The organism is Streptomyces sp. NPDC031426, from assembly GCF_055581585.1.
This window is the reverse complement of record NZ_JBVIJE010000006.1, coordinates 341,825-363,199: the sequence shown is the minus strand read 5'-3', so window position 1 is coordinate 363,199 and position 21,375 is coordinate 341,825. Positions and strand designations below refer to the sequence as shown.

Here is a 21,375-nt window from a genome sequence, read left to right as displayed (position 1 = left end):
CTTTTGATCGAGATCTCCGGCCGCCCCCAGCCACTAAAGTGGGGCGCATGACCGTTAACCCCGCACACACCGCCCTCTGGCCCGCCCCGCACGCGAGCGGAGCCGTCGACGCGACGGTCCACGTGCCCGGGTCCAAGTCGGTCACCAACCGCGCTCTGGTGCTGGCCGCCCTCGCCTCCGAGCCCGGCTGGCTGCGCCGCCCGCTGCGCTCCCGCGACACCCTGCTGATGGCCGGTGCCCTGCGCGCGATGGGCGTGGAGATCGAGGAAGGGGTCGGCCCCGACGGCACCGGCGAGGCCTGGCGGGTGCTGCCGACGGGGCTGCACGGCCCGGCCACGGTCGACGTCGGCAACGCCGGCACGGTGATGCGCTTCCTGCCGCCGGTGGCCGCGCTGGCCGACGGCCCCATCCGGTTCGACGGCGACCCGCGGTCGTACGAGCGTCCCCTGCACGGCGTGATCGACGCGCTGCGCGCGCTCGGCGCCCGGATCGACGACGACGGCCGGGGCACGCTGCCGCTCACGGTGCACGGCGGCGGGGCCCTGGACGGCGGCCCGGTGTCGATCGACGCCTCCTCGTCCTCCCAGTTCGTGAGCGCCCTGCTGCTGTCCGGACCCCGCTTCAACCAGGGCGTCGAGGTCCGCCACACCGGCGCGACCCTGCCTTCCATGCCCCACATCCGGATGACCGTCGACATGCTGCGCGCGGTCGGCGCCCAGGTGGACACCCCGGAGTCGGGCGGCGAGCCGAACGTGTGGCGGGTGACGCCGGGCGCGCTGCTCGGCCGGGACCTGACGATCGAACCGGACCTGTCCAACGCCCAGCCGTTCCTGGCGGCGGCCCTGGTGACAAGCGGCAAGGTGCTGATCCCGGACTGGCCGGAGCGCACCACCCAGCCGGGTGACCGGCTGCGGGAGATCTTCACCGAGATGGGCGGCTCCTGCGAACTCACCGAGTTCGGGCTGGTGTTCACCGGTTCCGGCGCCATCCACGGCATCGACGTGGACCTCGGCGACGTCGGCGAGCTGACGCCGGGCATCGCGGCCGTCGCCGCCCTCGCGGACTCCCCCTCGACCCTGCGGGGCGTTTCCCATCTGCGGCTGCACGAGACGGACCGGCTGGCCGCGCTCACCAAGGAGATCAACGAGCTCGGCGGTGACGTCACCGAGACCGCCGACGGCCTGCACATCCGCCCGCGCCCGCTGCACGGCGGCGTCTTCCACACCTACGAGGACCACCGCATGGCGACCGCCGGCGCGATCATCGGCCTGGCGGTCGAGGGCGTGCGGATCGAGAACGTGGCGACCACGGCGAAGACGCTGCCGGACTTCCCCGAGCTGTGGACCGGGATGCTCGGGCAGTAGGGACACGCCATGCGCCGCTACGGCAAGCACACCGACGAGGACGACATCCGCACCCGCCCCGGCCGCCGGGGCACCCGGCCGCGTACGAACATCCGGCCCAAGCACGAGGACGCCGCCGAGGGCCTGGTCCTCACGGTCGACCGCGGCCGGCTGACCTGCCTGGTCGACGACCGGACCGTGCTCGCGATGAAGGCCCGCGAGCTGGGCCGCAAGGCGGCGGTGGTCGGGGACCGGGTGGCCCTGGTCGGCGACCTGTCCGGCAAGAAGGACACGCTCGCCCGGATCGTGCGGATCGAGGAGCGCACGTCGGTGCTGCGGCGCACGGCCGATGACGACGACCCCTTCGAGCGCGTGGTCGTCGCCAACGCCGACCAGCTGGCGATCGTCACGGCCCTGGCCGACCCGGAACCGCGCCCCCGCCTGATCGACCGCTGCCTGGTCGCCGCCTTCGACGGCGGCCTGGAGCCGCTGCTGGTCATGACCAAGTCGGACCTCGCCCCGCCGGACAAGCTGCTGGAGCTGTACGGCGCCCTCGACATCCCCCACGTCGTCACCAGCCGCGAGGAACTGGAGGACGGGGATGCCGCGGACCGGGTGCGGGAGTACCTGGACGGCAGGGTGACGGCGTTCGTCGGCCACTCGGGCGTCGGCAAGACGACCCTGGTCAACGCGCTGGTGTCCCAGGAACGCCGGCGTTCGACGGGACACGTCAACGCGGTGACGGGCCGCGGCCGCCACACCACGACGTCGGCCCTCGCCCTGCCCCTGACCGATGTGGACGGCTGGGTCATCGACACCCCGGGCGTGCGCTCCTTCGGCCTGGCCCACATCGACCCGTCCCGTGTCATCCACGCCTTCCCGGATCTCGAACCCGGCACGGAGGGCTGCCCGCGCGCGTGCAGCCACGACGAGCCGGACTGCGCGCTGGACACCTGGGTCGCGGACGGCCACGCGGACCCGGCGCGCCTGTACTCGCTGCGCCGCCTGCTGGCCACGCGGGAGCGCAAGGAAGGCGACTGAGCCGCCCTGCGTTGTTTGCCGGGGCCCGGGTTCGGTAAGTGCATAATCGCACCGAGCCGGAGATCCGGATCAACGGGAGGACCGCACATGGCGTGGCTGCTGGTCATCGTGGCCGGGATGCTGGAGACCGGTTTCGCCGTGTGCCTGAAGCTCTCGCACGGGTTCACCCGCCTCTGGCCGACCGTCGCCTTCGCCTCGTTCGCCCTCGGCAGCTTCGGCCTGCTGACCCTGTCCCTGAAGAAGCTCGACGTGGGCCCCGCGTACGCCGTGTGGACCGGCATCGGCGCGGCCGGGACCGCGATCTACGGCATGGTCTTCCTCGGCGACCTGGTCTCCACCCTGAAGATCGTCTCGATCAGCCTGGTCATCGTCGGGGTGATCGGGCTGCAGTTGTCGGGGTCGGCGCACTGAGGGCACGCGATGCTCCCGCGACTGCCCCGGTGGATGAAGGAGTCCGGCCATCGCGCCGAGGTGCTGGCCGGCCTGGAGCGGCTGCGCACGCTGTCGGAGCGCGCGGCCCCGCGCACCGGTCCGACGCCGCCCACGAGCACGGCGACCACGCCCGGCCGTACGGCGCCCGGTACTTCCGGCGTGGCCCCTGCTGAGACCCGGACTCACACCAACTGGCGTGGGACGACCGCCTGGATCAGCTCCGCCACGCCGCCCTCCCCCGGCGGTGCCGCGACGCAGGACAGGGCGAGGCGTACGGCCAGTTCGCAGGGGCGGGTCAGCTCGGCGGGATCGGCCAGGGTGGCGGCGTGGCCGGTCAGGGCGGTGACGGCGCGGTCCCGCACGATCCGTACGAAGTCGCGGGGCGTGGGCAGCGGCCCGTCCGCGCGGCGCTGGGCCGGCACCGAGGAGGAGGACGGCACGGCGGCGAGCGGCGGCGTGGGCAGCCGTTCGCTCCAGCAGCCGGTGAGCATGGCCCGTACCAGTTCGTTGTCCCGCGCGGCGGAGCGCGTCCACTCGGCGACGGCGGTGAGCCGTTCTCTCGGCTCGCCCGGCCCGGCGAGCGCCCGCTCGACTCCGGCGAGGTACCCGTCGGCCTCCCGCCGCACCAGCGCCCGCGCCAGCCCGTCCTTGCTCCCGAACTCGTTGTACAGGGTCTGCCGGGACACGCCCGCCGCCGCTGCCACGTCGACCATCCGCACCGCGGACCACGGCCGGCGCGCGAGCGCCGTATGGGCGGCGTCCAGTAGGGACTCCCGGGCAGCAGGCATCATCGCCTCCCTGGGTCAGAGCGGCTCTGCGCCCAGATTTGACGCGCTTGTATGCACTGTCAAGGGTTCGCGGCAGTACGGGCCGGTGGACCGACGCGCCCGTCACCACGGCCCCACCGGCACCACAAGCCCCCGACACCGCCCCGTCCCCTGGTAGCCCCGTACCGACCCCGGCAGATAGCGTTCGTCACATGCCGGACTACCTCGACGATCTACGCCTGGCCCACGTCCTCGCGGACGCCGCCGACGCCACCACCATGGACCGCTTCAAGGCCCTCGACCTGAAGGTGGAGACCAAGCCGGACATGACCCCGGTGAGCGAAGCGGACCAGGCGGCGGAGGAACTCATCCGCAACCACCTCCAGCGCGCACGCCCGAGAGACTCGGTCCTCGGCGAGGAGTACGGCGTCGAGGGCTCCGGCCCCCGCCGCTGGGTGATCGACCCCATCGACGGCACCAAGAACTACGTACGCGGCGTCCCCGTATGGGCGACCCTCATCGCGCTGATGGAGGCGGGCGAGGGCGGCTACCACCCCGTCGTCGGCGTCGTCTCCGCCCCCGCCCTCGGCCGCCGCTGGTGGGCCGCCAAGGACCACGGGGCCTTCACCGGCCGCAGCCTGACCTCCGCGACCCGCATCCACGTCTCCGCCGTCGGCAAGCTCGCGGACGCGTCCTTCGCCTACTCCTCCCTCTCCGGCTGGGAGGAACAGGGCCGCCTCGACGGCTTCCTCGATCTCACCCGCCAGGTGTGGCGCACACGCGCGTACGGCGACTTCTGGCCGTACATGATGGTCGCCGAGGGATCCGTGGACATCTGCGCGGAGCCGGAGCTGTCGCTCTGGGACATGGCCGCCCCCGCGATCGTCGTCACGGAGGCCGGCGGCAGCTTCACCGGCCTCGACGGCCGCCCGGGCCCGCACAGCGGGAACGCGGCGGCGTCCAACGGTCTGCTGCACGACGAGTTGCTGGGGTATCTCAACCCGCGCCACTGAGACCCGGGTGCAGTCCCGATACGCCCTCAACTGGCGCTGCGCGCCCCCTTGTTGACCGCACCTTTACCTGTCACCCTGAAGTCACCCCCACTTGTGAACTTGTGAATCCAGGAACTAACCCACTGGATTCCTAGGAGGTGGCCCCATCCATGCTCGTCCGTGACGCCATGAGCACGGTGATCCTCACCGTCGGCCCCGCCCACACCCTCCGCCAGGCAGCCGCCCTGATGTCCGCACGCCGGGTCGGCGCCGCCGTCGTCCTCGACCCGGACGCCGGCGGCATCGGCATCCTCACCGAACGCGACATCCTCAACTCCGTCGGCCTCGGCCAGAACCCCGACATGGAACGCACCCACGCCCACACCACCACCGACGTCGTCTTCGCCGCCCCGACCTGGACCCTGGAGCAGGCCGCACGCGCCATGGCCCACGGCGGCTTCCGGCACCTGGTCGTCCTCGATCGCGGCGAGGTGGCCGGCATCGTCTCGGTCCGCGACATCATCCGCTGCTGGGCCCCGACCCGCGAGCCCGCAGCGGTGCTCTGAGCAGTCCCGGGCCAGGCACGTGACCCAGCGGAACGGGCCGGACCCCGAGCACCAGGGGGTCCGGCCCAGCGGCACGGGCGTGCCGCCGATCTGTTGTCTCCGACTCAATACGGCCGGCTCGGTACGACCGACTCAGCCGCGCAGCGCCTGCACCGCCGCCTTCAGCCGCTTGCCGAAGCCGAAGCCGGCGTCGGCGTCGGCGTTGCGGAAGTTGCCGATGGCGCGCTCGACGATGTCCTCGCGCGAGACCTGGGAGACCGCACCCGCCAGGTTCGCGATCAGGCGGTCCCGCTCCTCCTGCGACATCGGCCGGTAGAGGTTGCCCGCCTGCACGAAGTCGTCGTCCTCGGCGTGCGCCGGTGTCGCGTGGTCGAAGCCGTTCGGCTCATAGTTCTTCGCCGAGCCGTGCCGGCCGTCGTAGAGGTGGCCGTCAGGGGAGTTGGTGCGCGCCTCGGTGGCGTGCGGACGGTTCACCGGCAGGTGGTCGGCGTTGATGCCGACGCGGTAGCGGTGCGCGTCGCCGTACCCGAAGAGGCGGCCCTGGAGCATCTTGTCGGGCGAGGGGCCGATGCCCGGCACGAAGTGCGCGGGGCTGAAGATCGACCGCTCGACCTCGGCGAAGATGTTCCGCGGGTTGCGGTTCAGCTCCAGCCTGCCGATCTCGATGACCGGGTAGTCCGCGTGCGGCCACACCTTGGTCAGGTCGAACGGGTTGAAGCGGTACGTCCCTGCGTCGGTCGCCGGCACGATCTGCACGCCGACGGTCCAGCTCGGGAACTCCCCGCGCTCGATCACCTCACGCAGCTCGCGCTGGTGCGAGTCGGGGTCCTTGCCCGCGAGCACCTCGGCCTCTTCCGTGTGCGAGCCGAAGCCGTCCATGTGGCGGACGACGCCGGGATGGTGTGGATGAAGTCGGGGAACTTGATCGCGTCCCGGATGAAGAAGACCGGGGTGTTGTTGCCGACGAGGTCGCAGTTGCCCTCCTCGATGGAGAACTTCAGCGCGAGCCAAAGCCACGCTCGATCCACATTGGACAGGTTCTAAATCAAAGATCGATCCAAAATCACACCTATTCCCGTCCTGGTCCCCCTTGCTGTTAGGCTTGGGTCCATGAGCGACCTTCTGGAACGGCTGCGTGGACGCGGATGGCGGATGACCGCGCAGCGGCGCGTCGTCGCCGAGGTCCTCGACGGCGAGCACGTCCATCTGACGGCCGACGAGGTCCACGCACGGGCTGTCGCGAAGCTGCCCGAGATCTCCCGGGCGACCGTCTACAACACGCTGGGTGAGCTGGTCTCGCTCGGCGAGGTGCTGGAAGTCGCGACGGACAAACGCGCCAAGCGCTACGACCCGAACGCGCACCGGCCGCACCAGCACCTGGTCTGCGCCCACTGCGGCGCGATCCGCGACGTCCACCCCACGGGCAACCCGCTCGCCGACCTCCCCGACACCGAGCGTTTCGGCTTCACGGTGTCGGATGTCGAGGTGACGTACCGGGGGCTGTGCCCGGACTGCGCGCGGGCGTGAGCGAACGCTGGAGAGGGGGCGCAAGCCCCCTCTTTTTTCTGCCCTGCGCGCTCGAACTCCTGGATCTCCCGGATCTCCCGGATACGACAGAGGGCCGGAATCCATCCTGGATTCCGGCCCTCGGCCTTCAGTAGCGGGGACAGGATTTGAACCTGCGACCTCTGGGTTATGAGCCCAGCGAGCTACCGAGCTGCTCCACCCCGCGTCGGTGAACACGACATTACGTGAGGGAGGTCGACGGAAGCAAATCAGTTACCGGGGACGTGGCCGGGCTCACGCCGAGAGCTCCTCCCGCAGCGCATCCCGCAACCGCCCCGCCCGCTCCGAAACCTCCGCCGGCCCCAGCTCGACCGCCCGGTCGGCCCACCGCTGGCCCTCCGCCAGCTCCCCCCGACGCGCGTAGACCAGGGCCAGCCGCAGCGCCGCCCGGCCGTGCCCGGCGTCAGCCGCTCGCGTCCACCACACCGCGGCCTCCGGCTCGCTCCCCTCCCGCGCGAGCAGCAGCCCGAGGTTGAAGGCGCCGTTGCGCGACCCGGCCTCCGCCGCCGCCCGGTACCAGCGCGCCGCCTCGACCACGTCACCCCGGGCCGCCGCGAGCATCCCGACCCGCACCTGCGCCCGCCGGTGCCCCTGGGTCGCCGCCCGCTCGTACCACTCCTCGCACTCGGTCTTCTCGTGCACGATCTCGCCCAGCTCGTGCGCCGGCTCCGGCGGCCGCCGCGCGTCGAGCAGCGCGGCCAGCCGGTACGCCGCCTCCGCGCTGCCCCCGCCCGCCGCGCACCGCAGATGCCGCTCGGCCTCCTGCTCCTCGCCCGCGCGCAGCCGGGCGATCCCGACCTGGAGCGCGGCCTCGGTGTGCCCGGCGGCGGCCGCCCGCTCGTACCAGCGCAGCGCCATGGCCTCCTCGCCGCGTCCGGCGTAGAGGATGCCGAGGTTGAACGCGGCGTCCACGCTGCCGGCCTCGGCGGCCTTGGAGAACCACGGCTCGGCGCCGGTGGTGTCGCCGCCCTGGAGCAGCAGGATGGCCAGGGCGTTGGCGGCCTCCCGGTGCCCGGCGTAGGCGGCCCGCCGGTACCACTGCTCGGCCTGCGCGGTCCGCCCCTGCTCGGCGCAGAGCAGCCCGAGGTTGTAGGCGCCGTTGTCGTCACCGGCGTCCAGCGCCGCCCGGTACCAGCGCTCGGCGGTCTGGGTCTCGCCGCGCTCGGCGTGCAGTGCGCCGAGGGCGTTGGCCGCGTTGCCGTCGCCCTCCTGGGCCGCGCGCAGCCACCACACGGCCGCGCTCTCGGTGTCCCCGGCGTCGCGCAGCAGAAAGCCGAGCGCGCAGGCGGCGCGGGCCTCGCCGTCCTTGGCGGAGGTCAGGTACCAGCGCCCGGCCTCCTTCAGATCCCCGCGCTTCTCCAGGATCGCCCCGAGGTGCAGCGCGGCCCGCCGGTGGCCGCGCGCGGCGGCCTGCCGGTACCACTGCTCGGCCTCGGCGACAGCGTTGTCGGCCCCGGCCTCGTCCTCACGCCCGGCCGTGTCGAGCGCGCGCGCCAGCCGGTAGGCGGCCTCCCGGTGCCCCCGCTCGGCCGCGGCCCGCATCCAGTGCTCGGCGCCCACGTCCCCGCGGTGCTCCAGCAGGTCGGCGAGCGCGTAGGCGCCGAGGACATGGCCCTGCTCGGCGGACTGGCGCAGCCAGTACTCGGCGGCGGGCTCGTCCCCGCGCTCACGGTGGTAGCGGCCCAGGGCGTGCGCGGCGGCCGCGGAACCGGCGACGGCGGCGATGCGCCACCAGCCGGCGGCCTCCTCGGGGTAGCCGCGCTGGTGCAGCAGGACACCCAGGTTGTTGGCGGCGGCCCGGTCACCGGCCGCGGTGGCGGCTCGCAGATGGGTTTCGGCTCCGTCGAGGTCGCCGCGGCGCAGCAGCATGGCTCCGAGGACGCTGGCGGCCTCGGCGTCGCCGCTCTGCGCGGCGAGTCCGAGGCGTACCTCCTCGGCGGCGTCCCCCGTGTCGGTCATCTCGTCACGGGACGGTTCCTCACCGGAAGGCTGCACAAATCGCCCTGACTCGAACAGAGTTGCCTTGTCCCCCATAACGTCCATCGTCGCACCACCTGCACCCCGGGTACACCCGGTATACCGCAGCCCGTGAGGTCACTTCAGCGTTTTGTCGACATGCCCACAGGACGACAAGTCAAACACACACCCCGCAACTCCCCACGGCGGCGCGGCCGTCCCTCCCCTCAGCACATGAGTTCGCACACCACGAAGGCCCGGATCCTTGGGATCCGGGCCTTCGACTGCAGTAGCGGGGACAGGATTTGAACCTGCGACCTCTGGGTTATGAGCCCAGCGAGCTACCGAGCTGCTCCACCCCGCGCCGTTGCCTGTCAACCGTACCACGACGTGGGGCGCCCTTGATCAAGTGCCCTTTTTGCCGGTGCTCTTGTCGGCGTTCTTGCCACCGCCGGACTGACCTGCCTTGGCCTCCGCCTCCCGGGCCCGCTGCAGCGCGTCCTTCAGGTCCTTCTGGGCCTTGGCGTACGCGGTCCAGTCCGGTCCGCTCGGCCCCTGCAGGGCCTTCTGTCCGGCGTCGTACGCCTTCTGGGCGTCGCTCAGGGCCTGTTGGACGGTCGGGTTGGCCGACGTGGGGGGATTGGGGGTGCCGGTGTCGGGCGGGGTGGTCGAACCCTGCACCCCGAACACCTTGTTCAGCGCCTCGTCCAGGGTGTTCTCGAAGGCCGTCTTGCCGTTGTAGGTGACCAGAACCTTGCCCAGCAACGGGTACTTGAGCTTACCGCCGAGGACGTAGACCGGCTCCGCGTACAACAGTCCGCCGTCGAGCGGCACGGTCAGCAGATTGCCGTACTCCACCTTGGAATGTCCCCGGGTGAGCAAGCTGATCGTCTCCGCGATGTCCGGCCGGGAGTTGAACTGGCTCTGCACCTGTTTGGGACCGTCGGCCGTCGTGCTGGTCGGCAGTTTCAGGATTCTGATCTTGCCGTATTCACTGGTGCCCGGGTCGGAGTCGACCGCCATGAACGCGCTGAGGTTGTCACGTCCGTTCGGCGTGAACGTCGTCGTCAGCGAGAACGACTGCCTGCTCTGGTCCGGCATCTTCATGCTCAGGTAGTACGGCGGCACCGCGCTGCCCGAGTCGTTGGTCGGGTCGTCGGGCACCTGCCAGACCTCGCTTCCGGTGAGGAACGTCTGCGCGTCGGTCACGTGGTAGCGGCTGAGCAGCTCGCGCTGGACCTTGAACAGGTCCTGCGGATAACGCAGATGGGCCAGCAGGTCCTTGGAGATGGTGCTCTTCGGCTGCACCGTGCCCGGGAACGCCTTCATCCAGGTCTTCAGCACGGGGTCCTGGCTGTCCCACTGGTACAGCTTGACCTCGCCGGTGTACGCGTCGACGGTCGCCTTCACCGAGTTGCGGATGTAGTTGACCTGGTTCTGCTGGGCCACCACCGCACGGTTGTTGTTGGCGGCGGTCAGCGAGTCGGCCGTCGTGTCGCCCAGGGTCGTACGCGAGGAGTACGGGTAGCCGTTCGACGTCGTGTACGCGTCGACGATCCACTGGATACGACCGTCCACGACCGCCGGATAGGCGTCCCCGTCGATGGTCAGCCAGGGGGCGACCGCCTCCACGCGCTCCTTGGGCGTACGGTTGTACAGGATCCGCGAGCCCTTGCCGATCGCGCCCGAGTAGAGGATCTGCGGCTCGTTGAACGCCACCGCGTACGCGGCCCGGTTGATCGGATTGTCGAGGTTGACGCCGCTGTTGCCGGTGTAGCTGAAGGTCTTCTCGTCGCCGTTGTCCGCCGAGTAGTCGACCTCCTTCTGCGGTCCGCCGACGATGGAGTACGTGGTGGTCTTCTCGCCGTAGTAGACGCGCTGTTCGTACGTGCCCAGGTCACCCTTCGACGGCAGGTTGGACTCGGTGAAGACCGGCTGGCCCTGGTCGTCGGCCTCGGTGCCCTTGGCGGCGACCACGCCGTAGCCGTGCGTGTAGCGGAAGTGGTCGTTGATCCAGTTGTTCTTCGGGACGCCGTCCAGGTTCAGCTCGCGCAGGCCGATGACCGTGTCCTGTTCCTTGGCGTCCCTGGCATCCTTGCCGTCCTGCGGGGGGTAGCGGTCGACGTCCAGATTGGTCGGGAAGGCGTAGTAGTTCTTCATCTGCTGCGCCTGCTGGAACGTCGGCGAGACGATGTTCGGGTCCATGATCCGAATGCTCGCCGCGTCGTCCGCGTCACCGCGCAGCCTGGTCGTGTCCGAGGTCGTGGACTTGCCGGCGTACTCGGTGACCTTGGTGTCGTCGATGCCGTACGCCTCGCGGGTCGCCTTGAGGTTCTTCTGGACGTACGGGGCTTCCTTGGCCTGCTCGTTGGGCTGGACCTGGAACTTCTGCACGATCGCCGGGTACAGCCCGCCGATCAGGATCGCGGAGAGGACCATCAGGCCGAAGCCGATGACCGGCAGCTGCCAGGTGCGCCGCCACAGCGTGGCGAAGAACAGCAGCGCGCAGATGACGGCGATGCAGAACAGGATCGTCTTCGCCGGCAGATAGGCGTTGGCGTCGACGTAGCGCAGGCCGGTCCAGTTGCCGGTCGCCTTGAAGTCGCTGGACTTCACCGCGAGGCCGTACCGGTCGAGCCAGTAGGCGACCGCCTTGAGGGCGACGAAGATCCCGAGCAGCACCGACAGGTGCCCGGTCGCGGCGGCGGTGGCCCGCGCGCCGGGGCTGGTGACGCGCAGCCCGCCGTACAGATAGTGCGTGAGCGCGGCGGCGATCAGGCACAGGACGGTGGCGGCGAAGCCGAAGCCGAGCAGAAAGCGGTACCAGGGCAGATCGAAGGCGTAGAAGGAGATGTCGAGGTGGAACTGGGGGTCCTTCTGGTGGAAGGGCACGCCGTTGACCCACATCAGCCAGGTCCGCCACTGGCCGGCGGCGGAGGCGCCGGCGATCAGCCCGACGAGCGCGGTGACGGCGAGCAGCAGCCACTTCTTGTACGGCGCGATGCCCATCCGGTAGCGGTCGAGGCTCTGCTGCTCCATGGACATGGCGCTCAGCGGGGGCCGCAGGCGGTGCGCGAGCCAGATGTTGACCCCCACGGCGACCGCCATCAGCAGACCGAAGACGAAGAAGAGACCGATCTTGGTCCACAGCGTGGTCGTGAACACGGACGAGTAGTGCACCGACCGGTACCACAGCCAGTCCGTCCAGAAGCCCGCGAACATGGTGAACGCCATGCCGAGGACGGCCAGGACGCCCAGCGTCATGAGCAGGGTCCGGACACCCCGGGGCGGTCGTCCCGCTCTGATCCGCGGCCCCGTCGGGCCTCCGCCGCGGTCCGGCATCTGGAAAGCCAAGGTGCGCACCTCGAAGTTCGCTGTCGATCCGTCAGGCCCTCGTGTTCGCGGACCCGCCGTGGCCCCCCGTGATCGCGGACCCACACCTATGCAACTTACTCACGCGTTCCTCGGTTCCCGATTCCGGTGTGGAACGAGGCAGGATTGTGACCATGTCCAACACTCCCATGGCAGCGAGCCCGCTCACCCGGGCCGTACTCGAGATCGACGAGTACGTCTCCGGCCTCGGCTGGGACCAGCCCGCTCGCCTCTTCGCCCTTGTCGACACCGCACGGCTGCGGGCCCAGGAACCCGCGCTCGCGGCCCAGCTGGGCCTTGAGGACGAGTCCGCCTCCGCCGGTCTCACCCCGATCGAGCAGGACGAGATCCCGTCCGGCAAGCCGCTGGACGAGTTCCTCGGCACCATCGCCTGGCCGGACGCCGTGGCCGGCTGCGCGCTCTCGGTGGAGCGCCTGATGCTGCCGCCGTCAGCCGAGGCCCAGGTGCCGAAGAACCTGAGCGAGGCCAAGCTGGCCCAGTGGGTGGCCGACCACCCCGAGCGCCAGGAGGTGCGCATGACGGTCGCGGTGCTGCGCGACGGCGGCCGCGAGTCGGCGCTGCGGCTGCGCGAGAAGGACTCCCCGACGGAGGTCCTGACCGGCCCGGACCTGGTGCCCGGCCTGGCGGCGGCCCTGGCGGCGACGTTCGCGGACTGATCCGGCCCGGTTCGGTACGGCGCTGGGGGCGCCCCCGCCTCAGGGGCGCCCCCAGCCGTGGCACAGGCCGGTCAGCCCTTGGTGGTGCACTTGGGCAGGGCCGCGGTGTTCCCGCTGCGGATGTCCTTCAGCGCGCCGAGCGCGTCGCCGATGTTCTTCACCTTGACCAGGGTGAGCCCGCTCGGGGTGTCCGTGGCGGCGGCCGCGCAGTTGTCGGCGGGCGTCAGGAAGTACTGGGCGCCCTTCTCGCGCGCGCCGACGGTCTTCATCTCGACGCCGCCGATCGGCCCGACGGTGCCGTTGTCGTCGATGGTGCCGGTGCCCGCGACGAACTTGCCGCCGGTCAGGCTGCCCGGGGTCAGCTTGTCGTAGATGCCGAGGGCGAACATCAGACCGGCGCTGGGGCCGCCGACGTCAGCGAGCTTGATGTCGATGCTGAACGGGAACGTGTGGTCGGTCCCGGCCGAGATGCCGACGACGGCCCGCTTGGCGCCGCTGTCGTTGGAGGTGGCCGTGGTGATCGTGACGTCCTGCGTCCTCGTCGCCGCCCTGTGCGCCTTCTCGGCGGCGGCCTGCTCCTTGGCGGGGACGACGGTGAAGACGACCTTCTGCCCGGGCTTGTGCCGGGTGACGAGCTTGGCGACGTCGGTGGGCTGCTTCACGGCCGTGCCGTCGACGGCCTTGATCACGTCACCGGCGTGCAGCCTGCCCTGGGCGGGCGAGTCCTTGACGACGGTGGAGACGATCACCCAGGACTTCACCGGGATGCCCAGTTCCTTCAGGGCGGCGACCTTGGCGCTCTCCTGGGACTGGCTGAACTCCTCGGCGTTCTGCTGCGAGGACTGCTCCTCGGTCGTCCCGTTCGGGTACAGCGTGTCGTGCGGGACGACCTTGGTGTCGTGGTCCAGCCAGCCGTAGACGGCCTCCACCAGGTTCATGCGGAAGTCCGCGCTGGTGACCCGGACGGTTGTCATGTTCAGGTTGCCGCTGGTCTTGTACGTGTCGTGCCCGGTGATCTGCAGCACCGGCTCGCCGTCGTGGTCCCCGAGCGTGTTCACGGTCGGGCCGGGGGACATCTCCGAGTACGGCACGGGGATGAGCACTCCCGCGCACAGGAGCGCGATCAGCATCAGGGTGGAGGCGAGCATCGTCGCGGTGCGGCGTGGCATGCCACGACAGTACGGGACGCCTCTGTCAGCGCACCGTCAGGGCACCCCAGTCACGCCCCGCCGGCACCCGTGTGGGATCTCTCCATGGCCTCGCGGAACCGGGCATACCCGTCCAGCTCCGGGCCGTCACCGCGCACCTTACGAGTCCGATTGGCCCAACTGCCCCACAGTCCGCCGCCGACCGCGGCCACCAGCGGAATGAGCAGCCAGACAAGCGCCCCCATGCCGACCTCCCAACGCCATGAGCGTCCGCAACTGACTGATCAGCAGATTAACCATCCGCACTGACAACGCTCACGCGAGGGTGCCGGTTACGCAACACGGGGTAGCCCGTGTGCTCCGAGTGACCCAGCTCAGCAGGCCCCGTCACCCGACCACCACCCCTCAACGACGGCGTTACGCGCCGACCCATTCATCGGTACCGTCGGAGAACCTCTGGTGCTTCCAGATGGGCACTTCGTGCTTGAGGTCGTCGATCAGCTTCCGGCAGGCGTCGAAGGCCTCGGCCCGGTGCGGACAGGCGACGCCGACGACCACGGCGAGATCCCCGACCCGCAGGTCCCCCACCCGGTGCACGGCGGCCAGCGCCCGCACCGGGTACTCGGCCACCACCTTCTCGGCGATCCGCCGCATCTCGGCCTCGGCGCTGGGGTGGCAGGAGTACCCGAGGGCGTCCACGTCCGCACCCCCGTCGTGGTTCCGCACCGTCCCCACGAACAGGGCGATGCCGCCGGCCGCGGCGTCCCCGACGGCCTGGAACACCTCGTCCACGGAGAGCGCGGTCTCCCGGACACCGATCAACTTGATGGGATCCTGTGCCGCCTGCTCACCGGGGTACTCGTTCACGTGTGCCATGCCCCCATCGTGCCGCACGCCTGTGACACCGGGGAATACGAGATTCACCAGGCACGCGCGCGGGGCGTTTTGGATGCTTGTACCACTCGGCCGCGGGCACGGAGCCCATCCCGCCCGGCCTCACCGGTCTCAGACCCGCCGCCGGGCCTTCCGAGCCCGCCGGACCACAGCGGCCGCGCCGAGCAGCGCCACCGTCGCCCCCGCGGCCCCCGCGGCCGTGGCGTCCTTGCGTCCCAGCCGCCGCCCGGCCACCGTGTGCCGCCCGGAGACCTCCTCCAGCAGCTCCGCGAGCACCTCCTCGTTGGTCCACCCCGGCCGCCACCCGGCGTCGTGCAGCCGGCTCCCGCTGACCACCCACGGGTACATCGTGTAGGCCAGGTCCCCCGCGGGGGACGGCGTGAGCCCGATCCGGTGCAGCCGGGCCGCCGCGCCCAGCGCCACCGCCGACGGCAGCTCCATCCGCCGGATCCCGCTCAGCTCCTCGACCTCCTCCTGCTCCAGCCACCCGTCGCAGCCGACGGCCAGCTCCCCGTCGACCTTCTCCAGGACCGCGCACTCCAGGGCACTGCACAGGTCCTCGACATGGCAGAACTGCCACGCGGGCCGCGACCCGGCGACGACGAGCAGCCGCGGCGACTCGAAATAGCGGGTCAGCGCCGTGTCGGTACCCCCGACCAGCACGGCGGGCCGGACCACGGTGACGTTCAGCCCCGGATGCGCCCGCGGCGCCCGCCGGGCCAGCCGCTCGATCTCCAGCAGGTCCCCCACGCCGGTCGCCTCGGCGGTCGCGCGCAGCTCGGCGTCCTCCGAAAGGGGCAGCTCGTTGTCCGGCAGCGCGCCGTAGACCATCGCCGAGGTGCACAGCACGACCCGGTGCACGCCGGCCGCCGCCGCGGCCGTCAGGACGGTCTGCGTCCCCCGGACGTTGTAAGCGGTGCGAGCGGCCGGATCGGTCTCCAGGTCCAGGTCGAGCGCGAGGTGGACGACCACGTCGGCGCCCCGCAGCTTGTCCGCGATGGCGGGGTCGCGCACGTCCAGGATGTGCCACTGCGCCTCGGCGCACTCCCCGCGCCGCTCGTCGATGGCGATGACCTGCTTGATCTCCTCGGAGGCGGCGAGCCGCTCGGTGAGCAGGGCACCGACCCCGCCGGCGGCGCCGGTGACCGCGACGACGGGGCCGCGCACGGCGGGAGAGGTTGATGGGTTTCGCGCTGCGCGAACCTGCGGATCTGGGGAACTCACCGGGCGTCTCCAGCGGTTGTCTTCGGTACGGGCGCAAGTGACGCGCACGTACCAGGTGCATCCATCCTGCCGCAGGCCTGCCGTGAGCGAAGCACCGAGGCTCGATCGGGTCCGGGTGTCTACGCTTGGTGTTGTCGGGCAGCCGCGCCGCCGGAGAGAACCGGTGGCCTTACCAGCCGAGGAATCCCGTGAGTGACACCCCATTCGGTTTCGGCCTTCCGCCGGAGGAGCCGGAAGACGGCGACGAGGGCAAGAAGAAGGACCAGCAGAGCGGTGGTGGGCAGGGACCGGCCAATCCGTTCGGCTTCGGCGGCCTGCCCGGAGCCGGAGGCTTTGGCGGCCCCGGCGCCGACAATCCGCTCGCAGCGATGTTCGGGTCGCTGAACCCCACGGATCTGGGCGCCGCGTTCCAGCAGCTGGGCCAGATGCTCTCCTACGAGGGCGGCCCGGTGAACTGGGACATGGCCAAGCAGATCGCCCGCCAGACGGTCGCCCAGGGCACCCCGGACGGCACGAAGGACGCCAGCGTGGGCCCGGCCGAGCGCAGGGCGGTCGAGGAGGCCGTCCGCCTGGCCGACCTGTGGCTGGACGACGTGACGTCCCTGCCGTCGGGCTCGGCCTCGGCGGTCGCGTGGTCCCGCGCGGAGTGGGTCGAGGCGACCCTGCCGGCCTGGCAGGAACTGGTCGACCCGGTCGCCGAGCGGGTCGGCGCGGCCATGGGCGACGTCCTGCCGGAGGAGATGCAGGCCATGGCGGGCCCGCTGATCGGCATGATGCGCTCGATGGGCGGCGCCATGTTCGGCACGCAGATCGGTCAGGCCGTCGGCGTGCTCGCGGGCGAGGTCGTCGGCTCCACCGACATCGGCCTGCCGCTCGGCCCGGCCGGCAAGGCCGCGCTGCTCCCGGCCAACGTGGAGGCCTTCGGCAAGGACCTCAGCGTGTCGCAGGAGGAGGTGCGGCTGTATCTGGCTCTGCGGGAGGCGGCCCACCAGCGCCTGTTCGCGCACGTGCCGTGGCTGCGCTCGCACCTGTTCGGCGCGGTCGACGGGTACGCGCGCGGGATCAAGGTCGACACCGCCAAGCTGGAGGACGTGGTCGGCCAGTTCGACCCGCAGAACCCGGAGCAGCTGCAGGACGCCTTGCAGCAGGGCATGTTCCAGCCGGAGGACACGCCGGAGCAGAAGGCCGCCCTGGCCCGGCTGGAGACCGCGCTGGCGCTCGTCGAGGGCTGGGTGGACGCGGTGGTCCACGCGGCCGCGAAGCCGCGTCTGTCGTCGGCCGACGCCCTGCGCGAGACCCTGCGCCGCCGCCGTGCCACGGGCGGCCCGGCCGAGCAGACCTTCGCCACCCTGATCGGCCTGGAGCTGCGCCCGCGCAGGCTGCGCGACGCCTCCCGCCTGTGGGCCTCGCTCACGGACGCGCGCGGGGTCGACGGCCGGGACGGTCTGTGGGCCCACCCGGACATGCTGCCGACCGCGACCGACCTGGACGACCCGGACGGCTTCGTGCACCGCGAGCAGCTGGACTTCTCCGAGCTGGACAAGATGCTCGGGGAAGCCGCCGACAAGCCGGACCTGCGCAAGAAGGACGACGGCGAGGCAGAGGGCGACGACGCCGAGTGAGCCTGCACGACGACGCGGTCCTCGTCCTGAAGGGGTACGAGGGCCAGGACGAGCTGCGCCAGGCCTACCTCGACCATCTGGCGGCCCACCCGGACGGCATGTGGAAGGCCTGCGAGGCCGGCCATGTGACGGCGAGCGCCCTGGTCATCGATCCCGAGCACGGCCGGGTGCTGCTCACCCTGCACAGGAAGCTGCGGATGTGGCTGCAGATGGGCGGCCACTGCGAACCGGGCGACCCGTCGCTCGCGGCGGCGGCCCTGCGCGAGGCGACGGAGGAGTCCGGCGTCCCCGGGCTGACCCTGCTGCCCGGCGGCCCGGTGCGCCTGGACCGGCATCCGATCCCGGCGCCCTGCCACTGGCACTACGACGTGCAGTACGCGGCCCTGGCACCGCCCGGCGCCATGCAGGCGATCAGTGACGAGTCGCTCGACCTGCGCTGGTTCCCGTACGACGAGGTGGCCGAAGTGGCCGACGAGTCGGTCGTACGCCTGCTGGAGGCGACGCGCGCCAGGCTGTGACGGTGTGAGCGTGGCCCGGTGTGAGGGGTGGCCACCATGGGCGGCCACCCCTCACCTGTGGGCTCAGCTCCAGACGTTCCCCTGGTTCTGCCCGCGTGCACCGTGCTGCCCCATGCCGAACTGTGCGGCGAGGCCCTGCCCGATCACCGCGTTCTGCGGCGGCAGCAGCTCGCTGGGCTGGACCAGCGCGAAGCCGGACCCCATGAAGCTCAGCTCCCAGCCCTCACCGGTGCTGCCGCGCCGGCGCCACACTCCGGAGGAATGCGTCTGCGCCTGCATCTGCACGCGCAGCCCGGTGGACCAGGCGACGATCGCGTCCGCGTCGCAGTTGACGTACTTGTCCGGCGTCACCTGCATCAGCAGCGGCGCTCCCGACGTCATCAGGGCGACCCTGCCGCGCCCGGTGATGTTCAGCTGGTACTTCCCGGAGCCGGAGATGCCGTAGAGGCTGTCGACGGCGACGACCTCGTAGTGCAGCGAGGAGTCCATGGCGAGGACGTACGAGCTGTCGACGGTCAGCCCGTCCTGCTCGACGTCCATGATGTGCACGTGCTGGGCCAGGTTGGCGAGATACACCGTGCCCTGCCCGTGACAGCGCATCAGGTCCAGGCCCTCGCCGGTGTACGCACGCGCGCGTGCCTGGCTGCTGTTCTGGTACTCGGCGTCGAACTCCATCAGCCCCTGGTAGGCGACCATGGTGCCCTTGCGGGCGAGGATGTCGTCGTGGCCCTCCAGGGTGACGCGGAGCATCTGCGAGTTCTGCAGGCTCCAGCGCTCCTGCGTCTGGACGTCGTTGTGCGCGAAAAGCGGGCTCTGCATGGCTTGGTGACTCCCCCTCAGCCCCGGATCCGGAGGCGGTCGGTGCTGTCCTCACTGGGCTGGACGACGACGATGCCCTGGCCGGAGAAGGCCATCTGGTAGGCCTCACCGCTGCCCCGGCCGATCAGCGACTGCGCCTTGAAGCTGCGCTTGCCCTTCACCTTCAGGTTCGGCGACCAGGCGACGAGCGCGTCCGGGTCGACGTAGGTCTCGTCCTCGCCGCCGCCGCAGTCGACGACGATCGGCTCGCCGCGGGAGGTCAGCGCGACCCAGCCCTGCCCCGAGATCCTCGTGTTCCACAGCCCCTGCCCGGCGAACTTCGCCAGGCCCTTCACCCGCTCCACACCCCAGTTGAGGTGGGCGTCGAAGGCGAGCAGGTTGGTGGCGTTGACGGAGATGCCGTCACCGTTGAGGTTGATCACGACGACGTTGGCGCCGTAGTCGGCGAGGTAGAGCAGGCCGTCCCCGGTGCACTTCATCAGGGGCGCGCCCTCGCCGGTGATCCAGTCGCGGGCGATCTGGCGGACGGCCGGCGGGTTGGGCTCGTACTGGATGAAGCCTTCGTAGGCGACCATCGAGCCCACGCGCGCGAGGAGGTCGTTCCCGGTCTGCATGGCGACCTTCAGCATGTGGCTGCCGTGGTTCTCCATGCGCGCGGTGACGGGTGCGGGGGCGTAGCCCGCGAGCGGCTGGTTCATGACGGGCTCCCCTTAGACCTCGTACGGCTGGACGACGATGAAGTTGCCGGGCGCGCCCCGGAACTGGAGGTTGACGCTCTCGCCGGTGTCGCCCGGGTAGGCGTTGCGGCGCATGCGGACCTGGCTGGAGACGATCACCTGGGAGGCGGCGGACCAGGCGACGACCGCGTTGCAGTCGGCGAAGGTGGTCGGCGTGACCGGCAGGACCACGGGCGTGCCGTGCGTCTTGACGACGATCGTGCCGGTGCCCTGGAACTGCATGGTGAACAGCGCGCCGCCGGGAATGCCGTGGCCCTCGATGCGGCGGACCTCGTACTGCAGGCTCTCGTCGAAGGCGAGGACGTTCTCCGCGGACACGCAGATCGCGTCGCCCTGCAGTTCGACGGGGTGCACATGAGTGGCGTTCTCGGCGAGGAACACCTGGCCGTTGCCGGTGCAGCGCATCAGCTGCATCTCCTGGCCGGTGGCGTTGCCGACGATCCGTCCGGCGAATCCGGCGCCCTTGTAGCTGAAGTCGACCTTGCCCTGGTAGAGCACCATGCTGCCCTGCCGGGCCAGCACGGGCTGCCCGCCGATGCCGAGGTCGACGCGGATGAGCTTCTTGTTCTGCTGCGTCCAACGCTGCCCGGTGGGCGCCTCCTTGTACATCTGCAGCGCGGCCGTCACACCGGCACCGCCCTGCGGGGCGCCCTGCGGCACTCCGTAGCCGGCGGGCTGCTGGCCGGGTACCTGCCCGTAGCCCGGGGGCATGGGCGCGGTGGGCTGTCCGCCGTAGGAGGGCGGCTGCTGGCCGTAGCCCGGCGGCATCGGCGCGGACGGCTGACCGCCGTAGGACGGCTGCTGGGGCGGCTGGCCGTACGGCTGCTGGGGCTGTCCGTACGGTGCGGGGGCCGGGGCCGGCGGCGGGACCGTGCCGCCGACGGGCGGGGTCATGGGGGCGATGACCGTCGGCGCGGCGTGCACGTCCGCCGCGGGCGCCGGGGGCGGGGTGTGGCCGGGCGGTGTGAAGCCCTGCGGAGTTGTGGCTCCGGGCGGCGGCGCGAAACCCTGGGCGGCGGGCTGTGGCGCGGGGGCCGGGGCGGGGACGGCCGGGGCGGCGAACGCGGGCGGGGCAGCGGCCTGGGCGGGCGGGGCGAAGCCCGGGGCGGCACCGGTCTGCGGCTGTTGCGGGGCGGCGGGCGCCTCCTCCTCCAGCACTTCACCGCCGAAGTTCTTCAGCAGCGCCTCCAGTCCGCCGTCGAAGCCCTGCCCGACGGCGGCGAACCGCCACACGTCCTTCAGGTAGATGTCGCCGACCATCACGGCCCGCTCGGTGGAGAACTCCGCGCCGTTGAAGGAGTACCGCGCGACCTCCTCACCGCCCGCCACGATCCGCAGGTAGCCGGGGCCGATCTGCGACATCTGCCCGGCGCCGTCGATGGTCGCCGTGAAGGCCAGCTTGTGGATGTGCGGGGGGATCCGGTCCAGCGTGACCCGGAACGACTCGGTGTCGCCCGCCTGGGCACCCAGCAGCTGGATGGACTCCTCCGGCGACTTCGGCTGGTTGAAGAAGACGAAGTACCGGTCGTCCGAGAGGCGCTCGTCGGCGTCCAGACCGAAGCAGCTGATGTCGAAGGTCAGCCCGGGGCCGGAGATCTGCACGCCCACGTACAGATCCGTGCCGGCCGTGAGGTCACTGATCCTGGCCTTGTGGCCGCGTTGGAATTCCCTGGCCATGCGTAACGACCGTCCCCCATCCCG

Annotated in this window: 19 protein-coding genes, 2 tRNA genes and 1 pseudogene; 9 read left to right on the top strand and 13 right to left on the bottom strand. The window is 71.2% G+C overall.

What is annotated here, in order from left to right; translation table 11 throughout:
- The first annotated feature begins 47 nt into the window (after nt 1-47).
- The 3 genes from aroA to ACZ5NH_RS14870 all read left to right on the top strand — a co-directional run bounded on the left by aroA (nt 48) and on the right by ACZ5NH_RS14870 (nt 2,795).
- The gene (aroA, locus tag ACZ5NH_RS14880) at nt 48-1,364 is read left to right on the top strand and encodes a 3-phosphoshikimate 1-carboxyvinyltransferase (protein WP_468775303.1); all 1,317 of its coding nucleotides are present in this window, start codon (nt 48-50) and stop codon (nt 1,362-1,364) included.
- A gap of 9 nt (nt 1,365-1,373) precedes the next feature.
- Nucleotides 1,374-2,384 (top strand): ribosome small subunit-dependent GTPase A, encoded by a 1,011-nt coding sequence (gene rsgA / locus ACZ5NH_RS14875; RefSeq protein WP_468775301.1) that lies wholly within the window; start codon nt 1,374-1,376, stop codon nt 2,382-2,384.
- A gap of 87 nt (nt 2,385-2,471) precedes the next feature.
- Entirely contained in the window at nt 2,472-2,795 is a 324-nt protein-coding gene (locus ACZ5NH_RS14870; RefSeq protein WP_388620654.1) for a DMT family transporter, read from the top strand.
- A gap of 203 nt (nt 2,796-2,998) precedes the next feature.
- Here the strand turns inward: ACZ5NH_RS14870 and ACZ5NH_RS14865 are convergent, their stop codons facing one another.
- On the bottom strand, nt 2,999-3,604 hold the full coding sequence (locus ACZ5NH_RS14865) for a TetR/AcrR family transcriptional regulator (protein WP_468775299.1): 606 nt from the start codon (nt 3,602-3,604) through the stop codon (nt 2,999-3,001).
- 191 nt (nt 3,605-3,795) lie between these two features.
- Between ACZ5NH_RS14865 and hisN the strand changes: the two genes are divergently transcribed.
- Nucleotides 3,796-4,596: a histidinol-phosphatase gene (gene hisN / locus ACZ5NH_RS14860; RefSeq protein ID WP_468775297.1), complete on the top strand. Its 801-nt coding sequence runs from the start codon at nt 3,796-3,798 to the stop codon at nt 4,594-4,596.
- Between the two features lie 149 nt (nt 4,597-4,745).
- On the top strand, nt 4,746-5,141 hold the full coding sequence (locus ACZ5NH_RS14855; RefSeq protein WP_451553384.1) for a CBS domain-containing protein: 396 nt from the start codon (nt 4,746-4,748) through the stop codon (nt 5,139-5,141).
- Nucleotides 5,142-5,273: 132 nt separating this feature from the next.
- Here the strand turns inward: ACZ5NH_RS14855 and ACZ5NH_RS14850 are convergent.
- A pseudogene (locus ACZ5NH_RS14850) lies at nt 5,274-6,145 on the bottom strand (catalase); the annotation flags it as partial.
- A gap of 106 nt (nt 6,146-6,251) precedes the next feature.
- Between ACZ5NH_RS14850 and ACZ5NH_RS14845 the strand changes: the two are divergent.
- Nucleotides 6,252-6,668: a Fur family transcriptional regulator gene (locus ACZ5NH_RS14845; RefSeq protein ID WP_468775295.1), complete on the top strand. Its 417-nt coding sequence runs from the start codon at nt 6,252-6,254 to the stop codon at nt 6,666-6,668.
- Nucleotides 6,669-6,799: 131 nt separating this feature from the next.
- On the opposite strand, the gene ACZ5NH_RS14840 is transcribed toward ACZ5NH_RS14845, so the two are convergent.
- From ACZ5NH_RS14840 to ACZ5NH_RS14825, 4 genes are all read right to left on the bottom strand, one after another.
- Nucleotides 6,800-6,873 (bottom strand) — tRNA-Met (locus ACZ5NH_RS14840).
- Nucleotides 6,874-6,941: 68 nt separating this feature from the next.
- Nucleotides 6,942-8,750 carry a tetratricopeptide repeat protein gene (locus ACZ5NH_RS14835; RefSeq protein WP_468775293.1) on the bottom strand — a complete coding sequence of 603 codons (1,809 nt, stop codon included), beginning with the start codon at nt 8,748-8,750 and terminating at the stop codon, nt 6,942-6,944.
- 203 nt (nt 8,751-8,953) lie between these two features.
- Nucleotides 8,954-9,027, bottom strand: a tRNA-Met gene (locus tag ACZ5NH_RS14830).
- A 41-nt stretch (nt 9,028-9,068) separates the two neighbouring features.
- The gene (locus tag ACZ5NH_RS14825) at nt 9,069-12,005 is read right to left on the bottom strand and encodes a UPF0182 family membrane protein (RefSeq protein WP_468775493.1); all 2,937 of its coding nucleotides are present in this window, start codon (nt 12,003-12,005) and stop codon (nt 9,069-9,071) included.
- Between the two features lie 164 nt (nt 12,006-12,169).
- Here ACZ5NH_RS14825 and ACZ5NH_RS14820 point away from each other — a divergent pair, with 164 nt between their 5' ends.
- Complete coding sequence (locus tag ACZ5NH_RS14820) at nt 12,170-12,712, top strand: PPA1309 family protein (RefSeq protein ID WP_388620642.1); 543 nt, start codon at nt 12,170-12,172, stop codon at nt 12,710-12,712.
- A gap of 71 nt (nt 12,713-12,783) precedes the next feature.
- On the opposite strand, the gene ACZ5NH_RS14815 is transcribed toward ACZ5NH_RS14820, so the two are convergent.
- The 4 genes from ACZ5NH_RS14815 to ACZ5NH_RS14800 form a co-directional block, all read right to left on the bottom strand.
- On the bottom strand, nt 12,784-13,881 hold the full coding sequence (locus tag ACZ5NH_RS14815; RefSeq protein WP_468775291.1) for a YlbL family protein: 1,098 nt from the start codon (nt 13,879-13,881) through the stop codon (nt 12,784-12,786).
- 50 nt (nt 13,882-13,931) lie between these two features.
- Nucleotides 13,932-14,105 (bottom strand): hypothetical protein, encoded by a 174-nt coding sequence (locus tag ACZ5NH_RS14810; protein WP_385316635.1) that lies wholly within the window; start codon nt 14,103-14,105, stop codon nt 13,932-13,934.
- Nucleotides 14,106-14,277: 172 nt separating this feature from the next.
- On the bottom strand, nt 14,278-14,736 hold the full coding sequence (locus tag ACZ5NH_RS14805) for a molybdenum cofactor biosynthesis protein MoaE (RefSeq protein ID WP_468775288.1): 459 nt from the start codon (nt 14,734-14,736) through the stop codon (nt 14,278-14,280).
- 129 nt (nt 14,737-14,865) lie between these two features.
- The gene (locus ACZ5NH_RS14800) at nt 14,866-15,978 is read right to left on the bottom strand and encodes an SDR family oxidoreductase (protein WP_468775286.1); all 1,113 of its coding nucleotides are present in this window, start codon (nt 15,976-15,978) and stop codon (nt 14,866-14,868) included.
- Nucleotides 15,979-16,166: 188 nt separating this feature from the next.
- Between ACZ5NH_RS14800 and ACZ5NH_RS14795 the strand changes: the two genes are divergently transcribed.
- Complete coding sequence (locus ACZ5NH_RS14795; protein ID WP_388620631.1) at nt 16,167-17,600, top strand: zinc-dependent metalloprotease; 1,434 nt, start codon at nt 16,167-16,169, stop codon at nt 17,598-17,600.
- Entirely contained in the window at nt 17,597-18,118 is a 522-nt protein-coding gene (locus ACZ5NH_RS14790; protein WP_468775283.1) for an NUDIX hydrolase, read from the top strand. The genes ACZ5NH_RS14795 and ACZ5NH_RS14790 overlap by 4 nt, the downstream gene beginning before the upstream one ends.
- 63 nt (nt 18,119-18,181) lie before the next feature.
- Here ACZ5NH_RS14790 and ACZ5NH_RS14785 read toward each other — a convergent pair whose 3' ends face one another.
- Genes ACZ5NH_RS14785 through ACZ5NH_RS14775 form a run of 3 tightly spaced genes read right to left on the bottom strand, consistent with a single transcriptional unit; the run spans nt 18,182 to nt 21,351 of the window.
- Nucleotides 18,182-18,937 (bottom strand): AIM24 family protein, encoded by a 756-nt coding sequence (locus ACZ5NH_RS14785; protein WP_468775281.1) that lies wholly within the window; start codon nt 18,935-18,937, stop codon nt 18,182-18,184.
- A gap of 17 nt (nt 18,938-18,954) precedes the next feature.
- Entirely contained in the window at nt 18,955-19,635 is a 681-nt protein-coding gene (locus tag ACZ5NH_RS14780) for an AIM24 family protein (RefSeq protein ID WP_388620623.1), read from the bottom strand.
- Between the two features lie 12 nt (nt 19,636-19,647).
- Nucleotides 19,648-21,351, bottom strand: coding sequence for a TerD family protein (locus tag ACZ5NH_RS14775; RefSeq protein ID WP_468775278.1), 1,704 nt, complete (start codon nt 21,349-21,351; stop codon nt 19,648-19,650).
- Between the last annotated feature and the right edge of the window lie 24 nt (nt 21,352-21,375).

What these genes read in the sequence shown, in the direction of transcription:
- aroA (WP_468775303.1), top strand. Translation starts at nt 48, where the DNA reads ATGACCGTTAACCCCGCACACACCGCCCTCTGGCCCGCCCCGCACGCG.
- rsgA (WP_468775301.1), top strand. Translation starts at nt 1,374, where the DNA reads ATGCGCCGCTACGGCAAGCACACCGACGAGGACGACATCCGCACCCGC.
- ACZ5NH_RS14870 (WP_388620654.1), top strand. Translation starts at nt 2,472, where the DNA reads ATGGCGTGGCTGCTGGTCATCGTGGCCGGGATGCTGGAGACCGGTTTC.
- ACZ5NH_RS14865 (WP_468775299.1), bottom strand. Translation starts at nt 3,604, where the DNA reads ATGCCTGCTGCCCGGGAGTCCCTACTGGACGCCGCCCATACGGCGCTC.
- hisN (WP_468775297.1), top strand. Translation starts at nt 3,796, where the DNA reads ATGCCGGACTACCTCGACGATCTACGCCTGGCCCACGTCCTCGCGGAC.
- ACZ5NH_RS14855 (WP_451553384.1), top strand. Translation starts at nt 4,746, where the DNA reads ATGCTCGTCCGTGACGCCATGAGCACGGTGATCCTCACCGTCGGCCCC.
- ACZ5NH_RS14845 (WP_468775295.1), top strand. Translation starts at nt 6,252, where the DNA reads ATGAGCGACCTTCTGGAACGGCTGCGTGGACGCGGATGGCGGATGACC.
- ACZ5NH_RS14835 (WP_468775293.1), bottom strand. Translation starts at nt 8,750, where the DNA reads ATGGACGTTATGGGGGACAAGGCAACTCTGTTCGAGTCAGGGCGATTT.
- ACZ5NH_RS14825 (WP_468775493.1), bottom strand. Translation starts at nt 12,005, where the DNA reads ATGCCGGACCGCGGCGGAGGCCCGACGGGGCCGCGGATCAGAGCGGGA.
- ACZ5NH_RS14820 (WP_388620642.1), top strand. Translation starts at nt 12,170, where the DNA reads ATGTCCAACACTCCCATGGCAGCGAGCCCGCTCACCCGGGCCGTACTC.
- ACZ5NH_RS14815 (WP_468775291.1), bottom strand. Translation starts at nt 13,881, where the DNA reads ATGCCACGCCGCACCGCGACGATGCTCGCCTCCACCCTGATGCTGATC.
- ACZ5NH_RS14810 (WP_385316635.1), bottom strand. Translation starts at nt 14,105, where the DNA reads ATGGGGGCGCTTGTCTGGCTGCTCATTCCGCTGGTGGCCGCGGTCGGC.
- ACZ5NH_RS14805 (WP_468775288.1), bottom strand. Translation starts at nt 14,736, where the DNA reads ATGGCACACGTGAACGAGTACCCCGGTGAGCAGGCGGCACAGGATCCC.
- ACZ5NH_RS14785 (WP_468775281.1), bottom strand. Translation starts at nt 18,937, where the DNA reads ATGCAGAGCCCGCTTTTCGCGCACAACGACGTCCAGACGCAGGAGCGC.
- ACZ5NH_RS14780 (WP_388620623.1), bottom strand. Translation starts at nt 19,635, where the DNA reads ATGAACCAGCCGCTCGCGGGCTACGCCCCCGCACCCGTCACCGCGCGC.
- ACZ5NH_RS14775 (WP_468775278.1), bottom strand. Translation starts at nt 21,351, where the DNA reads ATGGCCAGGGAATTCCAACGCGGCCACAAGGCCAGGATCAGTGACCTC.